The 20,790-nt window shown below is 67.9% G+C and carries 14 protein-coding genes, 3 rRNA genes and 1 pseudogene; 13 read left to right on the top strand and 5 right to left on the bottom strand.

The annotated features are described in order from the left end of the window. Positions 1-2: 2 nt before the first annotated feature. The 8 genes and pseudogenes from ABEB09_RS17555 to ABEB09_RS17520 form a co-directional block, all read left to right on the top strand. Positions 3-335, top strand: coding sequence for a DUF397 domain-containing protein (locus ABEB09_RS17555; RefSeq protein ID WP_345690860.1), 333 nt, complete (start codon positions 3-5; stop codon positions 333-335). 445 nt (positions 336-780) lie between these two features. Further along, complete coding sequence (locus tag ABEB09_RS17550) at positions 781-915, top strand: hypothetical protein (protein WP_345690859.1); 135 nt, start codon at positions 781-783, stop codon at positions 913-915. A 345-nt stretch (positions 916-1,260) separates the two neighbouring features. Beyond that, positions 1,261-1,569, top strand: a complete 309-nt coding sequence (locus ABEB09_RS17545; RefSeq protein WP_345693973.1) for a hypothetical protein — start codon at positions 1,261-1,263, stop codon at positions 1,567-1,569. Between the two features lie 114 nt (positions 1,570-1,683). Continuing rightward, positions 1,684-2,517, top strand: a complete 834-nt coding sequence (locus ABEB09_RS17540) for a hypothetical protein (RefSeq protein WP_345690858.1) — start codon at positions 1,684-1,686, stop codon at positions 2,515-2,517. Next, positions 2,507-3,871, top strand: coding sequence for a hypothetical protein (locus tag ABEB09_RS17535; RefSeq protein ID WP_345690857.1), 1,365 nt, complete (start codon positions 2,507-2,509; stop codon positions 3,869-3,871). Before ABEB09_RS17540 ends, ABEB09_RS17535 begins: the two co-directional genes overlap by 11 nt. Beyond that, positions 3,868-5,427, top strand: coding sequence for an SCO6880 family protein (locus ABEB09_RS17530; protein WP_345690856.1), 1,560 nt, complete (start codon positions 3,868-3,870; stop codon positions 5,425-5,427). The genes ABEB09_RS17535 and ABEB09_RS17530 overlap by 4 nt, the downstream gene beginning before the upstream one ends. A gap of 166 nt (positions 5,428-5,593) precedes the next feature. Further along, the gene (locus ABEB09_RS17525) at positions 5,594-7,003 is read left to right on the top strand and encodes an ATP-binding protein (protein ID WP_345693972.1); all 1,410 of its coding nucleotides are present in this window, start codon (positions 5,594-5,596) and stop codon (positions 7,001-7,003) included. Between the two features lie 99 nt (positions 7,004-7,102). Next, positions 7,103-8,557: pseudogene (locus tag ABEB09_RS17520) on the top strand (type IV secretory system conjugative DNA transfer family protein); the annotation flags it as partial. Between the two features lie 16 nt (positions 8,558-8,573). On the opposite strand, the gene ABEB09_RS17515 reads toward ABEB09_RS17520, so the two are convergent. Continuing rightward, the gene (locus tag ABEB09_RS17515; protein WP_345690855.1) at positions 8,574-9,161 is read right to left on the bottom strand and encodes a GNAT family N-acetyltransferase; all 588 of its coding nucleotides are present in this window, start codon (positions 9,159-9,161) and stop codon (positions 8,574-8,576) included. A gap of 164 nt (positions 9,162-9,325) precedes the next feature. On the opposite strand from ABEB09_RS17515, the gene ABEB09_RS17510 reads away from it, so the two are divergent. The 4 genes from ABEB09_RS17510 to ABEB09_RS17495 are packed head-to-tail and all read left to right on the top strand — an operon-like array spanning position 9,326 to position 13,005. Continuing rightward, positions 9,326-10,243, top strand: a complete 918-nt coding sequence (locus ABEB09_RS17510; protein WP_345690854.1) for an ABC transporter ATP-binding protein — start codon at positions 9,326-9,328, stop codon at positions 10,241-10,243. Next, complete coding sequence (locus ABEB09_RS17505; protein ID WP_345690853.1) at positions 10,240-11,040, top strand: ABC transporter permease; 801 nt, start codon at positions 10,240-10,242, stop codon at positions 11,038-11,040. The genes ABEB09_RS17510 and ABEB09_RS17505 overlap by 4 nt, the downstream gene beginning before the upstream one ends. A gap of 25 nt (positions 11,041-11,065) precedes the next feature. Next, positions 11,066-12,343: a sensor histidine kinase gene (locus tag ABEB09_RS17500; protein ID WP_380841271.1), complete on the top strand. Its 1,278-nt coding sequence runs from the start codon at positions 11,066-11,068 to the stop codon at positions 12,341-12,343. Next, positions 12,340-13,005, top strand: coding sequence for a response regulator (locus ABEB09_RS17495; protein ID WP_345690852.1), 666 nt, complete (start codon positions 12,340-12,342; stop codon positions 13,003-13,005). Before ABEB09_RS17500 ends, ABEB09_RS17495 begins: the two co-directional genes overlap by 4 nt. Before the next feature lie 69 nt (positions 13,006-13,074). Here the strand turns inward: ABEB09_RS17495 and rrf are convergent. From rrf to ABEB09_RS17475, 4 genes are all read right to left on the bottom strand, one after another. After that, positions 13,075-13,191, bottom strand: a 5S ribosomal RNA gene (gene rrf, locus ABEB09_RS17490). Positions 13,192-13,265: 74 nt separating this feature from the next. Further along, a 23S ribosomal RNA gene (locus ABEB09_RS17485) occupies positions 13,266-16,384 on the bottom strand. 282 nt (positions 16,385-16,666) lie between these two features. Then, positions 16,667-18,194: ribosomal RNA gene (locus tag ABEB09_RS17480) — 16S ribosomal RNA — on the bottom strand. The 16S, 23S and 5S rRNA genes sit together here, the layout of an rRNA operon. Before the next feature lie 619 nt (positions 18,195-18,813). Then, positions 18,814-19,365 carry a MarR family winged helix-turn-helix transcriptional regulator gene (locus ABEB09_RS17475; protein WP_345690851.1) on the bottom strand — a complete coding sequence of 184 codons (552 nt, stop codon included), beginning with the start codon at positions 19,363-19,365 and terminating at the stop codon, positions 18,814-18,816. 143 nt (positions 19,366-19,508) lie between these two features. On the opposite strand from ABEB09_RS17475, the gene ABEB09_RS17470 reads away from it, so the two are divergent. Beyond that, positions 19,509-20,786, top strand: coding sequence for an MFS transporter (locus ABEB09_RS17470; RefSeq protein WP_345690850.1), 1,278 nt, complete (start codon positions 19,509-19,511; stop codon positions 20,784-20,786). Positions 20,787-20,790 lie beyond the last annotated feature (4 nt).

Genomic DNA, 20,790 nt, shown 5'->3' with positions numbered 1-20,790 from the left:
CAATGCACGCGCATCAAGGCTGGCAGAAGTCGTCGTACTGCGCCGAAGGAGACGCCTGCATACACCTCGCCCCCGCCCCCCATGGCGCCGTCAGGCTCACCGAGACCAGCGACCCCACCGGCGCGATACTCACCCTCGCCCCCGCCACCTGGCGGACCTGGCGGGAGGCCATCGAGGACGGGCGGCTGCCCGAGGGCGGGACCGCCGGGCCCGGCGGTGTCCTCCGGCTGCGGGGCGGGGACCCGCAGGAGGTGCTCGTCACCACGTCCACCGCCCAGTGGGAGGCCTTCGCCGCGGGCGTGCGCGCCGGGGAGTTCGACCACATGGCCAGGTGATTTCTGACACCCCATCGGCATACGCAGATGAACATCCAGCCAACACTGTGAAGGAACCGGCCGCAGCAGGACGGCATGCTGTGCGCGCCGGCCGACGGGGCGTCATCTCCGCAGCTCATGGGACCGAAGGCGCTCGCGCCGTCCCCTCCGGACCCGCCCCGGCATACGCGCACCGTGTCCGCCTCGATACGCGCAGATAGGGGATGACCTGCGAAGACGCCGCCATCGCGCGGCGTGGTGTCGCAGGAAGACGGAGAGTTCGGGCAGTTGGTTCCACCCGGTCGCCCAACCCCTCCAACCGGCCCCCACCCCCTCCATCAGACCTCCACCCGACCCCCGCCAACTGGTCTGGACCACTGCGCTAATGTGTGCCATGCAGCCGCAAACGGCTGTGCCACAACCCCGCCGGAGACCACGGCGCGGGTCAGCACCGCAGGAGAGCACTATGGGGAACAAGGTGAGCCGACTCGGGGACTCTGGGGGTACGGCCGCCGCGATCACCGTCATCGCATTGACCGCCCTCGCCGTAGTCATCCTGGGCTACTTCCTCTTCACCCAGTCGGGGCAGTCCAACATCTGACGAGAGATCAATGCGCTCACGCCGCCGCCGGAGGCTTCCGGCGGCGGCGTCGTCGTTCCACCGCCCCCACCACCGCCACCTGCGTCTCAGCAGCCCAGAGAGGGAACAACGACGGTCATTGCCCGCAGTCACACCCCGTGATACACAGAGTGACCACACGCGTACTCGCACCCACATGGACCACTGCCGCCGCAGGTCAGGGGCGCCAGGTCGGTCAAACGTGCGGGGATCGGGTAAAGAGACCCGCCAAGTCGTCGTACGTGGGCGGTTTCATCAGCGAAGATAGTTGATGACCCATGCCATGGGGCAGGGGCGTCGAACTACCGAACAGGGGCGGTGAGTTACATGTTCTTGGCGGCCGAGAAGGGCGACATCACCACCATCATTGGCGGAATCGCCCCTAACTGGGGCCCCTTCGGCAGCCTGGGCAACCAGGCACGCGTGATGATCGAGATCGTGATGGCCGTGGCAATCCTGCTGTGCCTCGGCATCGCCATCTGGGGTGCGGCCAAACAGCGTATCGGCGCGACCGCGCTCAGGGACACGTTCAGCGCCGAACAGGGCAAGGGCCTGATCGTGGCCGGCCTCACCGGCGTCTTCATCATCGGGTCGCTCGGGACCCTGTTCACCATCGTGTACGGGATGGCCGTCTAACCGCCCACCGCTCCGGGTCCCCCCTCAGAGGATGCGTCTCCTGATGTCCAGTCACCACACCGCGTTCACGCGGACACCTGCACGGCAGCCGTCGTACGAGGGGGCGTACCCGTCATGAGCCTCGGCGACGAGTACGAAGGCGGCGGGCGCGGCGGCGCCGGTACGGGCCAGACCCGTACGCGCCTGCCCGAGAGCGCGGCCGGCGACGCGTACGGCGCCGGCCGCCGGCCCCAGCGCAGCTCACGGTCGCTCATCGGCGTCGTGGGCGTCGTGGTGCTCCTCATCGCCGCGATCGCCTTCGCCAACCGCGGCGGCGACGGGGGCGACGACGCCGCGAAGGGCACCGGGGGCGCCGCGGCCACCCCGACGGCGGCCACCGGCGTGAAGCCGGTGACCGGCAAGAACGGCCCGATCCCGACGGGCTACGCCCAGGACGAGCAGGGGGCGCAGAGCGCGGCGGCGAACTATGCGGTGGCGCTGGGCTCCGCCGAGATGTTCCAGCAGACCACTCGGCACGAAATCGTGCGCACTGTGCACGATCCCTCCGTCGCCGACAAGCTCGTGGCCGACCTGGACCGTGCCTACTCCCCCGGCTTCCTCAAGAACGTCGGCCTGAACGAGGACGGCTCGACCCCCGACGGGCTGGCCTTCGTCTCCCGGACGGTGCCGGTCGGCACCAAGGTGACGGAGATGGACAGCAGCACCGCCACGGTCGAGGTGTGGTGCACCGGGCTCGTGGGCCTTGCCGGTGAAGGCTCCACCAAGCCGGTCACCGAGACCTGGTTCACCATCACGCAGAAGCTGAAGTGGGTCGGGAACGATTGGAAGATCCAGTCGTCCAGCCAGAAGGAAGGCCCCACGCCGGTCAACGGCGACAACCGGGCTTCCACCGCAGACGAGATCGCCAACGCGGTCGCCGGATACGGAGGCTTCACCTATGCCCGGTAGCCGTCCGCAGCGTGTCCGTCCGCTCGTCGCCGTATACGCGGCCGTGCAGACGTCCGTCGTGCTGTTCGCCGCACGCGCCTCGGCGGCGCCCACGCCGCCACCCGCGCCCACCCCGTCGCCGAGCGGCAGCAGCAACCCGTGCGATCTGATCGTCGGTCTCGCCAAGGACTACTGCGAGGACGGCGAGAAGGCAGCCAACCGGGGTTCCACCCCCCTCGAACCCGGCGACCCCCTAGACCCCCTCAGCTCGCTCGCCCGGGGCTGTGCCGATGCCGCCGCGTGGATCGTCGGGAAGCTCAGCGAAGCCGTCAAAAGCACCGCCGCCGTCGACTTCACGAACCCCAAGTTCCTGCAGCAGTACGCCGTCGTCTTCGCGGCATCCACCATCCTCACCCTCGTCCTCTGGCTGCTCGCCGTGGCCAAGCGGGCCATTCGGGGCGTGCCCCTGAGCACGGCCCTCTCCGAAGCCGTCGGGTTCCTCTGGCTGACCGTGCTCGCGTCCGCCTTCACGCCGCTGATCCTCTACACGGTCGTCTCCGCGACCGACGGCGTCACCGAGGTCATCGCGGCCAGTACGGGCGGCCAGACCGACACGTTCTTCGGGTCGTTCGCCGCCGCGCTGAAGAAGGGCGAGGACATCGGCGGCGGGCCGATCATGCTGATCGTCGTGTCGCTCGTGTCGATCCTCGCCGCCGGCATCCTCTGGCTGGAGCTGGTCATCCGGGCCGCGCTGCTGTACGTCGGCGCCCTCCTCGGGACCGTCGTGTACGCCGGGCTCGTCGACAAGAACATGTGGGGCCACGTACGCCGCTGGGCCGGGATCATGATCGCGGTCATCATGGTGAAGCCCGTCATCGTGATCGTGCTGGGCCTCGCCGGGGCGCTGTCCTCCGGGGAAGGGCCCGACGCGTTCTCCGCCGTCGTCTCCGGCCTCGCCATCATCCTGCTGGCGATCTTCGCCTCGGCCATGATCTACCGCTTCGTGCCCGGCTTCGGCGACGAGATCGCCGCCGCCCGTACGAACCGCAAGCAGGCGACCGACGGCGCCCAGGCCGCCGCCGTCATCTCCTCCCCGGCCGCCCTCGTCTCACAGGGCATCAAGACCCACAGCAGCCGCAGCCACCAGAAGGCCACCCCGGCCCCCACCAACGCCGTCTCCGGCGGCGTCGCCGCACACAGCACCCGTACCACCACCGGGGGCGGGGCCGGCGGCGGAACTGTCCCCTCCGCCGCACCCCCGCCCCGCGCCCCCAGCGGCGGCGCGCCCACCCCGAGCACCCCGCACAGCAGCCGTAGCACCGGCGGCACAGGCACCAGCAGCAACACCACAGGACCAGGAGGTGGAGGGCGGTGACGACCCAGTCCCATCCGATCACGCCCCGCCGCACGTATCTGATCGGCCGCGCCCGGCCGAACGCGATCGTCGGCAAGAACCGCGAGACCGGCGAGATCGCACTGATCATCTTCGGCGCGTTCCTCGGCATGATGGCCGGCCTGCTGGTGCCCGTGCTGTCCCTGCGCATCGCGATGCTGACCGGCCTCCCGATGCTCGCGCTCGCCGCCGTGTACGTGCCGTACCGCGGCCGCACCTTCTACCGCTGGTTCGAGGTCAACCGCAGCTACAAGCGCATCCTCCGGCAGGGCACCACCTACCGCTCCGCCGCCGTCGAGGCCGGCACCCGCCTCGACGGCCGCGAGGTGGAGATCGGGCCGCCGCCCGGCATCGGCCGCATCTCCTGGCTCTCCGCGCCCTTCGGGCCCGACGAGATCGCCGTACTGCTCCACGCCGACCGCCGCACCGTCACCGCCGCCATCGAGATCGAGGGCCCGGGCGTCGGCCTGCGCGACAGCGAGGACCAGGAAGCCCTGGTGGACCGTTTCGGCACCCTCCTCAAGCACGTGGCCAATGGCGACGGCTTCGTCACCCGCCTCCAGATGCTGGCCCGCACCCTGCCCGCCGACCCCGACGCCCACGCCAAGGACGTCACCCAGCGCGGCGACCCGAACGCCCCCCGCTGGCTGCTGGACTCCTACGACCAGTTGCAGTCCATGGTGTCCACCTCCAGCGAGCAGCACCGCGCGTACCTCGTCGCCTGCATGCACTACAACCGCGAGCTGGCCGCCGAGGCCCACGCCATCGCCCGCGCCGCCCGCCACGCCTCCGGCGCCAAGCGGCAGCGGCTCGACAAGGACGCCGGCCTGGCCGTCGTCATGGCCCGCGAGCTGACCGACATCTGCGCCCGTCTCGCCGAGGCCGACATCCGCGTCCGCCAGCCCCTGGGCCAGTCCCGCCTGGCGTCCCTCGTGCACTCCATGTACGACCCGGACCACCCCATCGACCACATCCAGGCGATGACGAAACGAAACGCTTGGCCCGCCGAACTGGACGCCGTCGAGCCGACGTACCTCCAGGCCAAGACCCGCGAGTCGGCCACCCGCGCCCCCTGGTGCCACGCCACCGCGTGGATCAAGGAGTGGCCGATGACCCCCGTCGGCGTCAACTTCCTCGCCCCGCTCCTCGTCCACACCCCGGACGTCATCCGCACCGTCGCCGTCACGATGGACCTCGAACCCACCGAGATCGCCATCGAGCGCATGCTCACCGAGAAGACCAACGACGAGGCGGAGGCCAGCCGCGCCGCCAAGATGAACCGCACCGTCGACCCGCGCGACATCGCCGCGCACGGCAGGCTCGACCAGCGGGGTGAAGATCTCGCCAGCGGTGCGGCAGGCGTCAATCTCGTCGGGTACATCACAGTGTCGTCCCGCTCGCCCGAGGCCCTGGCCCGGGACAAGCGCACGATCAGGGCGTCGGCCGGCAAGTCGTATCTGAAGCTGGAGTGGTGCGACCGCGAGCACCATCGGGCCTTCGTGAACACCCTGCCGTTCGCGACCGGCATCCGCCGCTAGGGCGCGGCGCCGTGACGACAGCAGCACGACACAGGAACGGCACGAGCAGCACCAGCACCACGAGCGGCACGTGCACCACGAGCCGCACGAGCACCACGAGGCCGAAAGGCCGCCGGCGCCGGCGACACGGACGAGACGACGACGATAGGACGATAGGGGCCTGATGATGCGTGATCCGCTGTCCGTCCTCACCGACGCCTTCACCTCCTTCCTCTTCGGGAAGGTGGAGACCACCCGTCTGCCCGTACGCACCTCCACCGGCCAGGCCCAGGCCGTCTACCTGCCGACCGCCGCCCCCGGCCTCGGCGACTCCGGCGTGATCATCGGCCGCGAGGTGTACAGCGGCAAGGGCTACATCTACGACCCCTTCCAGTTGTACGGGCAGCAGCTCCCCGCCCCCCACTGGCTGGTGCTCGGGGAGTCCGGCAACGGCAAGTCGGCGCTGGAGAAGACGTACGTCCTGCGCCAGCTCCGCTTCCGCGACCGCCAGGTCGTCGTCCTCGACGCCCAGGGCGAGGACGGAGTCGGCGAGTGGAACCTCATCGCGGAGGAGCTGGGGATAACGCCCATCCGGCTCGACCCCATGGCCGCCCTCGACGACGGCATCCGCCTCAACCCGCTCGACCCGGCCATCACCACCACCGGCCAGCTCGCGCTGCTCCGCACCATCATCGAGGTCGCCATGGGGCACGGCCTCGACGAGCGGTCCGGCTTCGCGCTGAAGGTCGCCCACGCGTACGTCAACGAGACCATCACCGACCGACAGCCCGTCCTCACCGACATCGTCGAGCAACTCCGCCACCCCGAGGCGGAATCGGCGGAGGCGATGAACGTCGACATAGACGACGTACGGGCCTGGGGTCTGGACGTCGCCCTCGTCCTCGACCGGCTCGTCGACGGTGACCTGCGCGGCATGTTCGACGGGCCGACGACCGTCGGCATCGACCTCGACGCGCCGCTCATCGTCTTCGACCTGTCGCACATCGACCGCAACTCCATCGCCATGCCCATCCTCATGGCGATCGTCGGCGTCTGGCTGGAGCACACCTGGATCCGCCCCGACCGGAAGAAGCGCATCTTCCTGGTCGAGGAGGCCTGGCACATCATCAACAGCCCGTTCGTGGCCCAGCTGTTCCAGCGGCTGCTGAAGTTCGGCCGACGCCTCGGCCTGTCCTTCGTCGCGGTCGTCCACCACCTCAGCGACGTCGTCGACGGGGCTGCGGCCCGCGAGGCCGCGGCCATCCTGAAGATGGCCTCGACGCGGACGATCTACGCCCAGAAAGCCGACGAGGCACGGGCGACGGGACGGGTCCTCGGCCTGCCCCGGTGGGCCGTGGAGATCATCCCGACCCTCACCCCCGGCATCGCCGTCTGGGACGTCAACGGCAATGTCCAGGTCGTCAAACACCTGGTCACCGAAGCGGAACGGCCCCTCGTCTACACCGACCGGGCCATGACCGAGTCCGCCCCGCCGGAGCTGCCCGACGACATGCGGGCCGCCGAATGGGAGGCGGAACAGCGCGCGGCCCTCATCGAGCGGCAGATGAACGGCTCACCCGAGTCCACGGTGGCGTGACATGCAGCGGAAGACCGAGGAGCGCGGCCGGGAGGGGGGCATCCCCGACGGGTTGCTGGTGGGGCTGCTGGGGTTCCTGCTGGGCGTGACGCTGCTGGCGTGGACGGCGACCGGACTCGCCGGGCTGTTCACGCACGGCTCGTGGCCGGACGGGGTGACGTTCGGCCGCACCCCGCTCGCCATACGGTCGCTGATCGCCGACCCGCACGACCTGGCGGCGGCCTGGCCGGCGACACCGGCCGAGCAGCTGTCGGGGTACGGCGTGTTCTGGGGGCTGCTGATCGGCGAGCTGATGGTGCTCATCGTGCTGGCGGTGTTCGTCCTGGGCACGCTGGCCCGCTGGCGCGCGGTACGAGCGGCCGCGCGGGCCCAGCGTGCGCAGGATGCGCGGGATGCGCGGGATGCGCGGGATGCGCACCTTTCGCGTACGGCACCCACGCGTACGACGCCGACGCGCACGGCACCCACGCCGGCTCCGACCGCGACCCCCGCCCCGGACGCGACACCGGCCGCGGAAGCCCCGACACCCGCGGAAGCCCCCGCGGCCCAGCCGCAGCCCCAAGCCGAGGGCACCACCGCCCCCACCCTGCCCCCCCCCGCACCCGCCCCGCCCCCCAGCCCCGCCTGCTCTACGGCGACCGCGCCGCCCGCCGCCCCAGCGCCCTCCAGGCCATCCTGGAGGCCGAGGGGCCCGCGCTCGTCGTCACGTCCGACCCCACGGTGTGGGCCGACACCAAGGACGCCCGCGCCAAGCTGGGCCCCGTCCTCCTCTACGACCCGGGCCACCTCTGCGACACCCCGGCCCGCCTCCACTGGTCGCCCACCGACGGCTGCGAGGACACCGCCACGGCCGCCGCCCGCGCCGCCGCGCTCCTCGCGCCCGTACGGCCCCGGGCCCGCATGGACGCGGCCGTCGCCGACACGGCCGAGACCCTGCTGAGCTGCTGGCTCCACGCGGCTGCCGTCGATGGCAGGCCCTTCAAGCAGGTCCACCGCTGGGCCCAGAACAACGGCACCGCCCACGAGCCCGTACGCATCCTCCGTACGCACCCCAAGGCCACCAACAGCCACGGCGGCCTGCTCGAATCGGCGCTCACGGGCTACCCCGAACGCCGCGAGGCCGCCCGCGAACTGACGGTCCGTGCCCTCGCCTGTCTCTCCTCGGTCCACATCCGCGAGGCCTGCACCCCAAATCGAACTGATTCGCTGACCTTGGAATCATTCATCCACGAGGGGGGAACCCTTTACTTGGTGGGCGAACCGATCGAGGACCCCCGGACGAACCCGGGGGCCATGCCACTCCTCACGGCGCTCGCGTCGCACGTGGTCGAGCACGGCCGCCGCATGGCCGCACGGTCATCCGACGGTCGGCTCGACCCACCAATGACGCTCGTCCTCGACGACGTCGCGGCGGTCGCCCCCCTGCCCCGCCTCCCCGAACTCCTCGCGGACGGCGAGGCCCAGGGCCTGCCGACCCTCGTACTGCTCCGCTCCCAGGAGCAGGCCCGTGCCCGCTGGCCGGAGCCCCTGGCCGCGCCGGCACCCGCGCCGTAGCGGTACGGGAAGCGGACTACCCGGCCAGCGGGTCCTCGTCCATCGCGCACCCGCTGCGCCGCCGCAGCTCGTACTCCAGCTCCAAGGCCTCGGGGTCGCCCTCCATCGGCAGGGTCCGCCCGCTCGGTACGAAGCCGGCCTTCCGGTAGGCGGCGGCCGCACGGACGTTGCGCTCGTGGACGTACAGCCGGACGCGCCGCACGAACGGCTCCCGCAGGGCCCACGACCACTCCACGGCGGCCCGGAACAGGTCCTGCGCCACGCCGCTGCCGCGCGCCTCGGGCCGTACGTACACCGCGACGACATGCGTCTGGTCCACAGCGGCGGCCTCGCCGAACGGCACGTCGACGCCCCTCCGCTCCACCAGCACGGTCACCGTCCCCAGCCAGGTGCCGTCGGGCGCCACGGCCACGAACTGCCGTACGTCGCGGCCCTCCGCCGCCCGCGCGGTCCGCTCCTGCCAGTGGGCGTCGTCCCGTGCGGCGGCGGCCTTGTACGTGTCCAGGAAGGCGAGCGGCGCGACGGGGTCCCGCAGCCCGGCCAGCCGGATCTCCCGGGCCTCACGCCATTCGCCGGCCCGCACGGGGCGTATCAGGTGCGTCATCTTCCGATCCTGACCACCAGGCGGAGCCCGGGCAACCCAATAACCCCGGCAACCCGATGAAGGCGGCAGCCCCTTTCCGTGTCGTACCCCGGTACTACGCCCCCGCCCCCGCTCCCGCCCGCGGTCGGACGCCCCGCAGCCCATCCCTTCGTAGCGTCGAAAGCATGATTCGGGCACACGAACTCACCAAGACGTACGGCGGGAAGACCGTCGTCCAGGACCTCAGTTTCACCGTCCGCCCCGGCACCGTCACCGGCTTCCTCGGTCCCAACGGCGCCGGCAAGTCCACGACCATGCGCATGCTGCTCGGCCTCGACGCGCCGACCCACGGCCGCGCCACCGTCAACGGCCGCGCCTACGCCGGCCACCGTGCCCCGCTCACCCAGGTCGGCGCGCTGCTGGAGGCCCGCGCCATCCATCCCGGGCGCTCCGCGCGCGACCACCTCCTCGCCCTGGCCCTCACCCATGGCCTCCCGCGCCGCCGCGTCGCCGAGGTCCTGGAGCTGACCGGCCTCAGCGGCGTCGCCGACCGCCGCGTGAAGGGCTTCAGCCTCGGCATGGGCCAGCGACTCGGCATCGCCTCCGCCCTGCTCGGCGACCCGGCGACGCTGATCCTCGACGAGCCCGTCAACGGCCTCGACCCGGAGGGCGTGCTGTGGATCCGTACGCTCCTCAAGTCCCTCGCCGCCGAGGGCCGTACCGTCCTGGTCTCCTCCCACCTCATGTCCGAGATGGCGCTGACCGCCGACCACCTCGTCGTCATCGGCCGCGGCCGGCTGCTCGCCGACACGACGGTCGACGACCTCGTACGGGGGTCCGGCGGCAGCAGCGTCCGCGTCGTCACCCCGCAGGCCACCGACCTGCGCCGCGCCCTCCTCGCCGAGCGGCCCCGCGGACAGATCACCGCCGTGGCGCCCGACACGCTGGAGGTCCGCGGCGCCGACTCCACCCACATAGGCCGCACCGCCGCCGCCCACGGGATCGCCCTGTACGAACTCACCCCGCACACCGCCTCCCTGGAGGAGGCCTTCATGAACCTCACCCAGGACGCCGTCGACTACCAGGGAGCCACCGCCGCATGAATCCGCAGTCCCCGTCCCCGTCCCCCTCACCCGCCTACGCCGTCACCCACCTGCGCGTCGCACACGCCGAGTGGCACAAGCTCCGCTCCCTGCGCTCCACCTGGATCACCGTCCTGTCGGCCTCCGCCCTGGTCCTGGGCATCGGCCTGGTCATGGCCACCACGTACACGCCCGGAGGCGGCGACGCCGACATCGACACCGTCGTCCTCTCCCTGTACGGGACGATGCTCAGCCAGGTCGTGCTCGCCGTCCTCGCCATCCTCGTCACCGCCGGCGAGTACGCGACGGGCATGGTCCGCGCCTCGCTCACCGCCGTCCCGAGCCGCGTCCCGGTCCTGTGGGCGAAGGCGGCCGTGTTCGCCGCGACGGCCTTCGCGGCCGCCCTCGTCACCAACCTGGTCACGTTCCTGGCGGCGCAGGTGTTCCTCGGGGACACCGAGCAGGCCGCGTCCCTCACCGACCCGGGCGTGCTGCGCGCGATCACCGGGAACGCCGCCGGCATCACGCTCGTCGGCCTCATCGCCCTGGGCCTCGGCGCGCTGCTCCGCTCGGTCGCGGGCGCCATCGGCGCGTTCATCGCCGGCGTGGTCGTCGTACCGGAGATCCTCGGCGCCCTGCCGTACGAGGCGACGAGCACCGCCGTGAAGTACTTCCCCACGCAGGCCGCGGGCGCGCTCGGCTCGGCGGGCCCGCTGCCGGGAGCCGCATCGCCCTCCGCGGCGCTCCTCGCCCTGGCGTGCTGGGCGGCCGCGTCCCTGGCCGTCGCCGCGGTCCTGCTGAAACGCCGGGACGTCTGACCCCGCCCCGTACGAGGATGACGACGTGACACAGGTGACCGAACAGCTGACGCGCGACCGCGGCACAGGCGCCCTCACCGCTCACGTGCAGGGCGTCCTGCACCGCGTCCGCGCCTTCGACCGGCGGCGGCCGCTCCTCTGGGACGCCCTGCTGACGGGCTTCTTCGTGACGGCGGCGCTCGTCGACGCGAACGGCGGGTGGCGCAACATCGCCCAGAACACCGACGTGCCCGCACACCTCGTCCTCGCGCTGAGCCTGGGCCTGTCGGTGCCACTGCTGTGGCGCCGCCGGCATCCGCTGCCGGTGCTGGCCGCGATGGCGCCGTTCGCACTCGTCAGCAACTGGACGGGCGCGATGCTCCAAGCGGCCCTCATCCAGCACGTCGTCGTCTTCAACATCGCCCTGCGCCTGCCGCTGCGGCGCCTGGGCGTGGCGGCGGTCCTCCTCACCGTGCCGCTGGCCGTGGGCACGGTCCGCCATCCGGCGGGCAGCTGGGAGCAGCAGGTGATCTCCCCTCTGTGGGCCTTCGCCCTGGTCGCCCTGCTGGGCATCGCGGTCCGCACGCGCCAGGAGTACACGGCGTCGCTGGTGGAGCGCGCCCGCCGGCTGGAGATCGAACGCGACCAACAGGCCCAGCTGGCCGCCGCCGCCGAACGCACCCGCATCGCCCGCGAGATGCACGACATCATCGGCCACAACCTCTCCGTCATCACGGGCTTGGCGGACGGCGGCAAGTACGCGGCCGCCAAGTCCCCCGAGCGTGCGGCCCAGGCCCTGGACGCCATCGCCACGACGAGCCGCCAGGCGCTGACCGAACTGCGCCGCCTCCTCGACGTCCTGCGCGACGACGACCTCGCCCCCGCCCCACCACCCGCCGAACTGGCCCCCCAGCCCGCCCTGTCCGACCTGGACCAGCTGATCGACGGCGTCCGCGCGGCGGGCCTCCCCGTACGGTTCACCGTCCACGGCACCCCGGACGCCCTGCCCCCGGGCCGCCAGCTCACGGTCTACCGCGTCGTCCAGGAGGCCCTGACGAACACCCTCAAGCACGCCGGCCCCACGGCGACGGCCACCGTCGACGTCTCGTACGGGGACGGCGTGACCGTCACCGTCACGGACACGGGCGGCCCGGCGGTCCACGGCACCCCCGCACCGCCCGGTGAAGCCGGCCCCGGCCGCGGCCTGACCGGCATGCGCGAACGCACCGCCCTCTACGCGGGCACCCTGGAAGCCGGCCCGCTCGATCCGCCGGCCGGCGGCTGGCGGGTCCGTCTGTATCTCCCGAAGGACACCACCCCGTGACCACTGTGCTCATCGTCGACGACCAGCCGCTCCAGCGCCTCGGCTTCCGCATGCTCCTGGAGAGCCAGGACGACATGGACATCGTCGGTGAGGCCGGCAACGGCTCCGAGGCCGCCCGCCTGGCCGCCGAACTGCGCCCGGACGTGGCGCTGATGGACATCCGCATGCCCGGCATGGACGGCATCCAGGCGACCCGCAGGATCGTCGCCTCCGGTGACCGCACCCGCGTCCTCATCCTCACGACGTTCGACCTCGACGAGTACGCGTACGAGGGCCTGCGCGCCGGCGCCAGCGGGTTCCTCCTCAAGGACGCCCAGCCCGAGGAGGTCCTGTCGGGCATACGGGCGGTCGCGTGCGGAGACGCCGTGGTCGCACCGCGCCTGACCCGCCGCCTGCTGGACGCCTACGCCCAGCACTTGCCGTCCACACCGGGCGGCCCACCGACACCGGACCCCAGGCTGGCCGCCCTCACCGACCGGGAACGCGAAATCCTGACGGTCATCGGCCAGGGCTGGACGAACACCGAAATCGCCGAACGCTTCCACCTGGCCGAATCGACGGTGAAAACGCATGTGGGCCGCATCCTCGCGAAGACGGGTTCCCGGGACCGCGTCCAAGCGGTGATCCTGGCGTACGACACGCGTCTGGTGACCCCCTCGTGAACGGGGTCCGGTAAACGCAAAAAAGCCTCAACCCCCGGCCATGAAGACCGGGGGTTGAGGCTAATAATTGTTCGGCGGCGTCCTACTCTCCCACAGGGTCCCCCCTGCAGTACCATCGGCGCTGAAAGGCTTAGCTTCCGGGTTCGGAATGTAACCGGGCGTTTCCCTAACGCTATGACCACCGAAACACTATGAAGATAACAACTCAACCGGCAAGGGAGTTCGTTACTTCAGAACTAACACAGTGGACGCGAGCAACTGAGGACAAGCCCTCGGCCTATTAGTACCGGTCAACTCCACCCATTACTGGGCTTCCATATCCGGCCTATCAACCCAGTCGTCTACTGGGAGCCTTACCCTCTCAAGGAGGTGGGAATACTCATCTCGAAGCAGGCTTCCCGCTTAGATGCTTTCAGCGGTTATCCCTCCCGAACGTAGCCAACCAGCCATGCCCTTGGCAGAACAACTGGCACACCAGAGGTTCGTCCGTCCCGGTCCTCTCGTACTAGGGACAGCCCTTCTCAATATTCCTACGCGCACAGCGGATAGGGACCGAACTGTCTCACGACGTTCTAAACCCAGCTCGCGTACCGCTTTAATGGGCGAACAGCCCAACCCTTGGGACCGACTCCAGCCCCAGGATGCGACGAGCCGACATCGAGGTGCCAAACCATCCCGTCGATATGGACTCTTGGGGAAGATCAGCCTGTTATCCCCGGGGTACCTTTTATCCGTTGAGCGACGGCGCTTCCACAAGCCACCGCCGGATCACTAGTCCCGACTTTCGTCCCTGCTCGACCCGTCGGTCTCACAGTCAAGCTCCCTTGTGCACTTACACTCAACACCTGATTGCCAACCAGGCTGAGGGAACCTTTGGGCGCCTCCGTTACCCTTTAGGAGGCAACCGCCCCAGTTAAACTACCCATCAGACACTGTCCCTGATCCGGATCACGGACCCAGGTTAGACATCCAGCACGACCAGAGTGGTATTTCAACGACGACTCCACCTGAACTGGCGTCCAAGCTTCACAGTCTCCCACCTATCCTACACAAGCCGAACCGAACACCAATATCAAACTGTAGTAAAGGTCCCGGGGTCTTTCCGTCCTGCTGCGCGAAACGAGCATCTTTACTCGTAGTGCAATTTCACCGGGCCTATGGTTGAGACAGTCGAGAAGTCGTTACGCCATTCGTGCAGGTCGGAACTTACCCGACAAGGAATTTCGCTACCTTAGGATGGTTATAGTTACCACCGCCGTTTACTGGCGCTTAAGTTCTCAGCTTCGCCGACCCGAAAGTCAGCTAACCGGTCCCCTTAACGTTCCAGCACCGGGCAGGCGTCAGTCCGTATACATCGCCTTACGGCTTCGCACGGACCTGTGTTTTTAGTAAACAGTCGCTTCTCGCTGGTCTCTGCGGCCACACCCAGCTCCGGAGGAAAACTCCATCACCAGACGTGGCCCCCCTTCTCCCGAAGTTACGGGGGCATTTTGCCGAGTTCCTTAACCATAGTTCACCCGAACGCCTCGGTATTCTCTACCTGACCACCTGAGTCGGTTTAGGGTACGGGCCGCCATGAAACTCGCTAGAGGCTTTTCTCGACAGCATAGGATCATCCACTTCGCCACAATCGGCTCGGCATCAGGTCTCACCCTCATGAGAGACGGATTTGCCTATCTCTCGGGCTACACCCTTACCCCGGGACAACCACCGCCCGGGCTGGACTACCTTCCTGCGTCACCCCATCGCTCACCTACTACCAGTCTGGGTCACCGGCTCCACCACTCCGTGATTGTCCGAAGACGCACACGGCGGTTTCACGGGCTTAGCATCGCTGGGTTCAGCGCTGGCGCTTCAAAGCGGGTACCGGAATATCAACCGGTTGTCCATCGACTACGCCTGTCGGCCTCGCCTTAGGTCCCGACTTACCCTGGGCAGATCAGCTTGACCCAGGAACCCTTAGTCAATCGGCGCACACGTTTCTCACGTGTGTATCGCTACTCATGCCTGCATTCTCACTCGTGAACCGTCCACAACTCGCTTCCACGGCTGCTTCACCCGGCACACGACGCTCCCCTACCCATCACAGCGGGCGTTGGCCCTCATGCTGCAATGACACGACTTCGGCGGTACGCTTGAGCCCCGCTACATTGTCGGCGCGGAATCACTTGACCAGTGAGCTATTACGCACTCTTTCAAGGGTGGCTGCTTCTAAGCCAACCTCCTGGTTGTCTCTGCGACTCCACATCCTTTCCCACTTAGCGTACGCTTAGGGGCCTTAGTCGATGCTCTGGGCTGTTTCCCTCTCGACCATGGAGCTTATCCCCCACAGTCTCACTGCCGCGCTCTCACTTACCGGCATTCGGAGTTTGGCTAAGGTCAGTAACCCGGTAGGGCCCATCGCCTATCCAGTGCTCTACCTCCGGCAAGAAACACACGACGCTGCACCTAAATGCATTTCGGGGAGAACCAGCTATCACGGAGTTTGATTGGCCTTTCACCCCTAACCACAGGTCATCCCCCAGGTTTTCAACCCTGGTGGGTTCGGTCCTCCACGAAGTCTTACCTCCGCTTCAACCTGCCCATGGCTAGATCACTCCGCTTCGGGTCTTGAGCGCGCTACTGAATCGCCCTATTCGGACTCGCTTTCGCTACGGCTTCCCCACACGGGTTAACCTCGCAACACACCGCAAACTCGCAGGCTCATTCTTCAAAAGGCACGCAGTCACGAGGTGTACCGAAGCACACCCGACGCTCCCACGGCTTGTAGGCACACGGTTTCAGGTACTATTTCACTCCGCTCCCGCGGTACTTTTCACCATTCCCTCACGGTACTATCCGCTATCGGTCACCAGGGAATATTTAGGCTTAGCGGGTGGTCCCGCCAGATTCACACGGGATTTCTCGGGCCCCGTGCTACTTGGGAAAAACTCAAGCGAGCCGTATGAATTTCAGCTACGGGGGTCTTACCCTCTACGCCGGACCTTTCGCATGCCCTTCGCCTATCCATACGGTTTCTGACTCGCCGACCAACCGGCAGATTGATCAAGAGAATTCCCACAACCCCGCATGCGCAACCCCTGCCGGGTATCACACGCATACGGTTTGGCCTCATCCAGTTTCGCTCGCCACTACTCCCGGAATCACGGTTGTTTTCTCTTCCTGAGGGTACTGAGATGTTTCACTTCCCCTCGTTCCCTCCACACTGCCTATGTGTTCAGCAGCGGGTGACAGCCCATGACGACTGCCGGGTTTCCCCATTCGGACACCCCCGGATCAAAGCTCGGTTGACAGCTCCCCGGGGCCTATCGCGGCCTCCCACGTCCTTCATCGGTTCCTGGTGCCAAGGCATCCACCGTGCGCCCTTAAAAACTTGGCCACAGATGCTCGCGTCCACTGTGCAGTTCTCAAGCAACGACCAGCCACCCATCACCCCACCACCTACGTGGTGAGTGCACTGGGGCCGGCGTACCGAAGGCCCAGGCTCTCGCCCGTGCCCTCAGACACCCAACAGCGTGCCCGACACGATCCCTCGATCCGATCCGCGTTCCACGCCGAAGCAGTACTAGCGGTCCATCTCCTGATCGTGCCGAGTAGTCAACGTTCCACCCATGAGCAACCGTGCGAGACATTCGCTCGCAGTCGGCTATGTGCTCCTTAGAAAGGAGGTGATCCAGCCGCACCTTCCGGTACGGCTACCTTGTTACGACTTCGTCCCAATCGCCAGTCCCACCTTCGACAGCTCCCTCCCACAAGGGGTTGGGCCACCGGCTTCGGGTGTTACCGACTTTCGTGACGTGACGGGCGGTGTGTACAAGGCCCGGGAACGTATTCACCGCAGCAATGCTGATCTGCGATTACTAGCGACTCCGACTTCATGGGGTCGAGTTGCAGACCCCAATCCGAACTGAGACCGGCTTTTTGAGATTCGCTCCACCTCGCGGTATCGCAGCTCTTTGTACCGGCCATTGTAGCACGTGTGCAGCCCAAGACATAAGGGGCATGATGACTTGACGTCGTCCCCACCTTCCTCCGAGTTGACCCCGGCGGTCTCCCGTGAGTCCCCAGCACCACAAGGGCCTGCTGGCAACACGGGACAAGGGTTGCGCTCGTTGCGGGACTTAACCCAACATCTCACGACACGAGCTGACGACAGCCATGCACCACCTGTACACCGACCACAAGGGGGCACCCATCTCTGAGTGTTTCCGGTGTATGTCAAGCCTTGGTAAGGTTCTTCGCGTTGCGTCGAATTAAGCCACATGCTCCGCCGCTTGTGCGGGCCCCCGTCAATTCCTTTGAGTTTTAGCCTTGCGGCCGTACTCCCCAGGCGGGGAACTTAATGCGTTAGCTGCGGCACGGACGACGTGGAATGTCGCCCACACCTAGTTCCCAACGTTTACGGCGTGGACTACCAGGGTATCTAATCCTGTTCGCTCCCCACGCTTTCGCTCCTCAGCGTCAGTATCGGCCCAGAGATCCGCCTTCGCCACCGGTGTTCCTCCTGATATCTGCGCATTTCACCGCTACACCAGGAATTCCGATCTCCCCTACCGAACTCTAGCCTGCCCGTATCGAATGCAGACCCGGGGTTAAGCCCCGGGCTTTCACATCCGACGCGACAGGCCGCCTACGAGCTCTTTACGCCCAATAATTCCGGACAACGCTTGCGCCCTACGTATTACCGCGGCTGCTGGCACGTAGTTAGCCGGCGCTTCTTCTGCAGGTACCGTCACTTTCGCTTCTTCCCTGCTGAAAGAGGTTTACAACCCGAAGGCCGTCATCCCTCACGCGGCGTCGCTGCATCAGGCTTTCGCCCATTGTGCAATATTCCCCACTGCTGCCTCCCGTAGGAGTCTGGGCCGTGTCTCAGTCCCAGTGTGGCCGGTCGCCCTCTCAGGCCGGCTACCCGTCGTCGCCTTGGTGAGCCGTTACCTCACCAACAAGCTGATAGGCCGCGGGCTCATCCTGCACCGCCGGAGCTTTCCACCACCATCAGATGCCTGAAGTGGTCATATCCGGTATTAGACCCCGTTTCCAGGGCTTGTCCCAGAGTGCAGGGCAGATTGCCCACGTGTTACTCACCCGTTCGCCACTAATCCCCTCCCGAAGGAGGTTCATCGTTCGACTTGCATGTGTTAAGCACGCCGCCAGCGTTCGTCCTGAGCCAGGATCAAACTCTCCGTGAATGCTTCCCGGTGATCCGGGTCAACACTCGCGTTGAGCGGAACAGGGCGGGAGGAATAGTCCCGCTTCCTGTTCACAGCGTCCTCGCTGTGTTTTTCAAAGGAACCTCGTCTCAGAGAGACGGGGTTATCAACATATCTGGCGTTGACTTTTGGCACGCTGTTGAGTTCTCAAGGAACGGACGCTTCCTTCGTACTCACCCTTTCGGGCTTTCCTCCGGGCGCTTCCCTTCGGTGTTTCCAGCTTAGCAGATCCGTTTTCCGTTTCTGCCACCCGCTGGAGCGGGCTGCCGGGCTGTTCTTCGCTTTCGCGCTTTCCCTTTCCGGCGGTTCCGACTCTATCAGATCCTTTCGGGCCTGACTCCCAGTCAGAGGGGGTTGTCTTTCCGGCCCTCGGGCCGTTCCGACGCTCAAACTCTAACGGATTTCCCAGGCGACTCATAATCGAGTCTTCGGAATGAATTCCGGCATGCCGAAATACGTCCCGGTCAGGGAGATCGTGCTGGGGTTTGGTTGCCGCATCAGCGGCGGATGGCTGTCGCAGAACCGTTCCGGTCCCGTGACAACCCGGAGAACTTTACGGATCCGGCGGGGGCGTGTCAACTCCCCGCCAGGAGGCCCCTCAGTCCAGGTCGGACAGGCGGCCGCCGGCGTCCGGCTGGGCCTGCTCCACGCGGCGCAGCAGGCGGATCAGCATCTCGCCGAGCACCCCGCGCTCCTCGCTCGACAGGTCCTGGAGGAGCTCCTCCTCGAAGGATGTGGCCATGCGCATGGCCTCCAGCCACTTGGCGCGGCCCTCGTCGGTCAGCTCCACGATCACGCGGACCCGATTGTTCTCGTCGCGGTCGCGGGTCACCAGGCCCTCGCCGGCCATGCGGTCGATGCGGTGCGTCATCGCGGCGGGAGTGAGGCCGAGGCGCTTCGCGAGCTCGCTGGGGCCCATGCGGTACGGCGCCCCGGAGAGGACGAGCGTCTTCAGGACCTCCCACTCGGCGTTGCTGATCCCGAGCTCGGCGACCTGGCGGCCGTACGCGACGTTCATCCGGCGGTTCAGCCGCCCCAGGGCCGACACCACCTTCTCGACCTGGGGGTCGAGGTCCCGGTATTCGCGCTGGTAGGCGGCGATCTGCTCGTCGAGGCTCGGCTCGGCGCGCGGCTCCTGGGTTTCGGACATGCGCAGGAGTATCCCATGGGGCTCCTTGGCGTTGAAGTCCTTCGATGTGTAGAGTTAAGCATTGAACTTTAGTGTTGAAGTCTTCAGAGTTCAGTCGTACGTGTTCGAAGTGGGTGAGTGTGACCAAGGCGAGGGGCGCTGCGATGCGCCGGATCCAGGCGGGTAACGCGCTGAGCGCGTTCGGGCTCGGGTTCACCGTTCCGTATCTCTATGTGTATGTGGCTCAGGTGCGGGACCTGGGCGCCACCACGGCGGGTGCCGTGCTGGCCGTCTTCGCCATGGCCGCGCTCGTCGTGCTGCCCTTCACGGGGCGGGCCATCGACCGGCGGGGGCCGCTTCCGGTCCTGGTGGGGGCCGCGCTGCTCGCCGCCGTCGGGGCGCTGGCCATGGGACTCGCCTCGGGTGTCCCCTCCGCCGTGCTGGCAGCGGCCCTGCTGGGGGCCGGGACGGCCGTGATGCAGCCGGCGCTCGCCACGATGATCGTGTGGTGCTGCTCCGCCGAGGGCCGGACCCGGGCGTTCGCCCTGCAGTTCTTCCTGCAGAACCTCGGTCTCGGTATCGGTGGTCTCATCGGTGGTCAGCTGGTCGACGAGAGCCGGCCGGGCAGCTTCCTGCTGCTGTTCTCGATTGAGGCCGCGATGTTCGTCGTGCTCGCCGGCATCGCCGCGACCGTGCGGATGCCGCGTACGGCGGCGATTACCGACTCGCGGCCCGGGGAATCCGAGGTCCACGGACGCGGCGGGCTGCGGGCGCTGCTGGGGCACCGGGCGATGGTGCAGCTGTGCGTGCTGGGCTTCGTGCTGTTCTTCGCCTGCTACGGGCAGTTCGAATCGGGTCTCGCGGCCTACGGGACCGAGGCCGCGGGGATCGAGCCGGCCACACTCGGCATGGCCCTCGCCGCTAACACGGCCGTGATCGTCGTGGCCCAGTTCGTGGTGCTGCGGTTCGTGGAGCGGCGCCGGCGGACGCGCGTGATCGCCTCCGTGGGGCTGCTGTGGGCCGTGGCGTGGCTGTTCGCCGGGTACGCGGGGCTGGGGCACGGCAGCCAGGCGATGGCGACGGCGGCGTTCATCACCACGTACGGGCTCTTCGGGCTCGGTGAGGCCATGCTGTCTCCGACCGTGGCACCGCTGGTCGCGGATCTGGCGCCGGAGTCGATGGTCGGGCAGTACAACTCGGCCTTCGCGCTGGTCAAGCAGCTCGCGCTGGCCGTCGGGCCAGCGGTGGGCGGGCCCATGGGGGCCGCGCTCCACGGGCCGTACATCGTGACGTTCGTGCTGTTCTCGCTGGGGATCAGCGTGCTGGCGCTGCGGCTGGGCCGGGGGCTCACGGCCGCGCAGGACCACCCGCACCTCGCGGCGAAGTCGCGGGTCGTGGCCCAGCACCGGCCGGAGCGGCAGCCGGTGGAGTCGGCGGCCTGAGCGG

The sequence above is a fragment of the Streptomyces coeruleoprunus genome (assembly GCF_039542925.1).
In the GTDB taxonomy this organism is placed as follows: domain Bacteria; phylum Actinomycetota; class Actinomycetes; order Streptomycetales; family Streptomycetaceae; genus Streptomyces; species Streptomyces coeruleoprunus.
The sequence above is the reverse complement of the archived record's forward strand: the minus strand, read 5'-3'. Positions and strand labels throughout refer to the sequence as shown.

Coding starts and splice junctions, on each gene's coding strand:
- ABEB09_RS17555 (WP_345690860.1), top strand. CDS start 3: ATGCACGCGCATCAAGGCTGGCAGAAGTCGTCGTACTGCGCCGAAGGA.
- ABEB09_RS17550 (WP_345690859.1), top strand. CDS start 781: ATGGGGAACAAGGTGAGCCGACTCGGGGACTCTGGGGGTACGGCCGCC.
- ABEB09_RS17545 (WP_345693973.1), top strand. CDS start 1,261: ATGTTCTTGGCGGCCGAGAAGGGCGACATCACCACCATCATTGGCGGA.
- ABEB09_RS17540 (WP_345690858.1), top strand. CDS start 1,684: ATGAGCCTCGGCGACGAGTACGAAGGCGGCGGGCGCGGCGGCGCCGGT.
- ABEB09_RS17535 (WP_345690857.1), top strand. CDS start 2,507: ATGCCCGGTAGCCGTCCGCAGCGTGTCCGTCCGCTCGTCGCCGTATAC.
- ABEB09_RS17525 (WP_345693972.1), top strand. CDS start 5,594: ATGCGTGATCCGCTGTCCGTCCTCACCGACGCCTTCACCTCCTTCCTC.
- ABEB09_RS17515 (WP_345690855.1), bottom strand. CDS start 9,161: ATGACGCACCTGATACGCCCCGTGCGGGCCGGCGAATGGCGTGAGGCC.
- ABEB09_RS17510 (WP_345690854.1), top strand. CDS start 9,326: ATGATTCGGGCACACGAACTCACCAAGACGTACGGCGGGAAGACCGTC.
- ABEB09_RS17505 (WP_345690853.1), top strand. CDS start 10,240: ATGAATCCGCAGTCCCCGTCCCCGTCCCCCTCACCCGCCTACGCCGTC.
- ABEB09_RS17475 (WP_345690851.1), bottom strand. CDS start 19,365: ATGTCCGAAACCCAGGAGCCGCGCGCCGAGCCGAGCCTCGACGAGCAG.
- ABEB09_RS17470 (WP_345690850.1), top strand. CDS start 19,509: ATGCGCCGGATCCAGGCGGGTAACGCGCTGAGCGCGTTCGGGCTCGGG.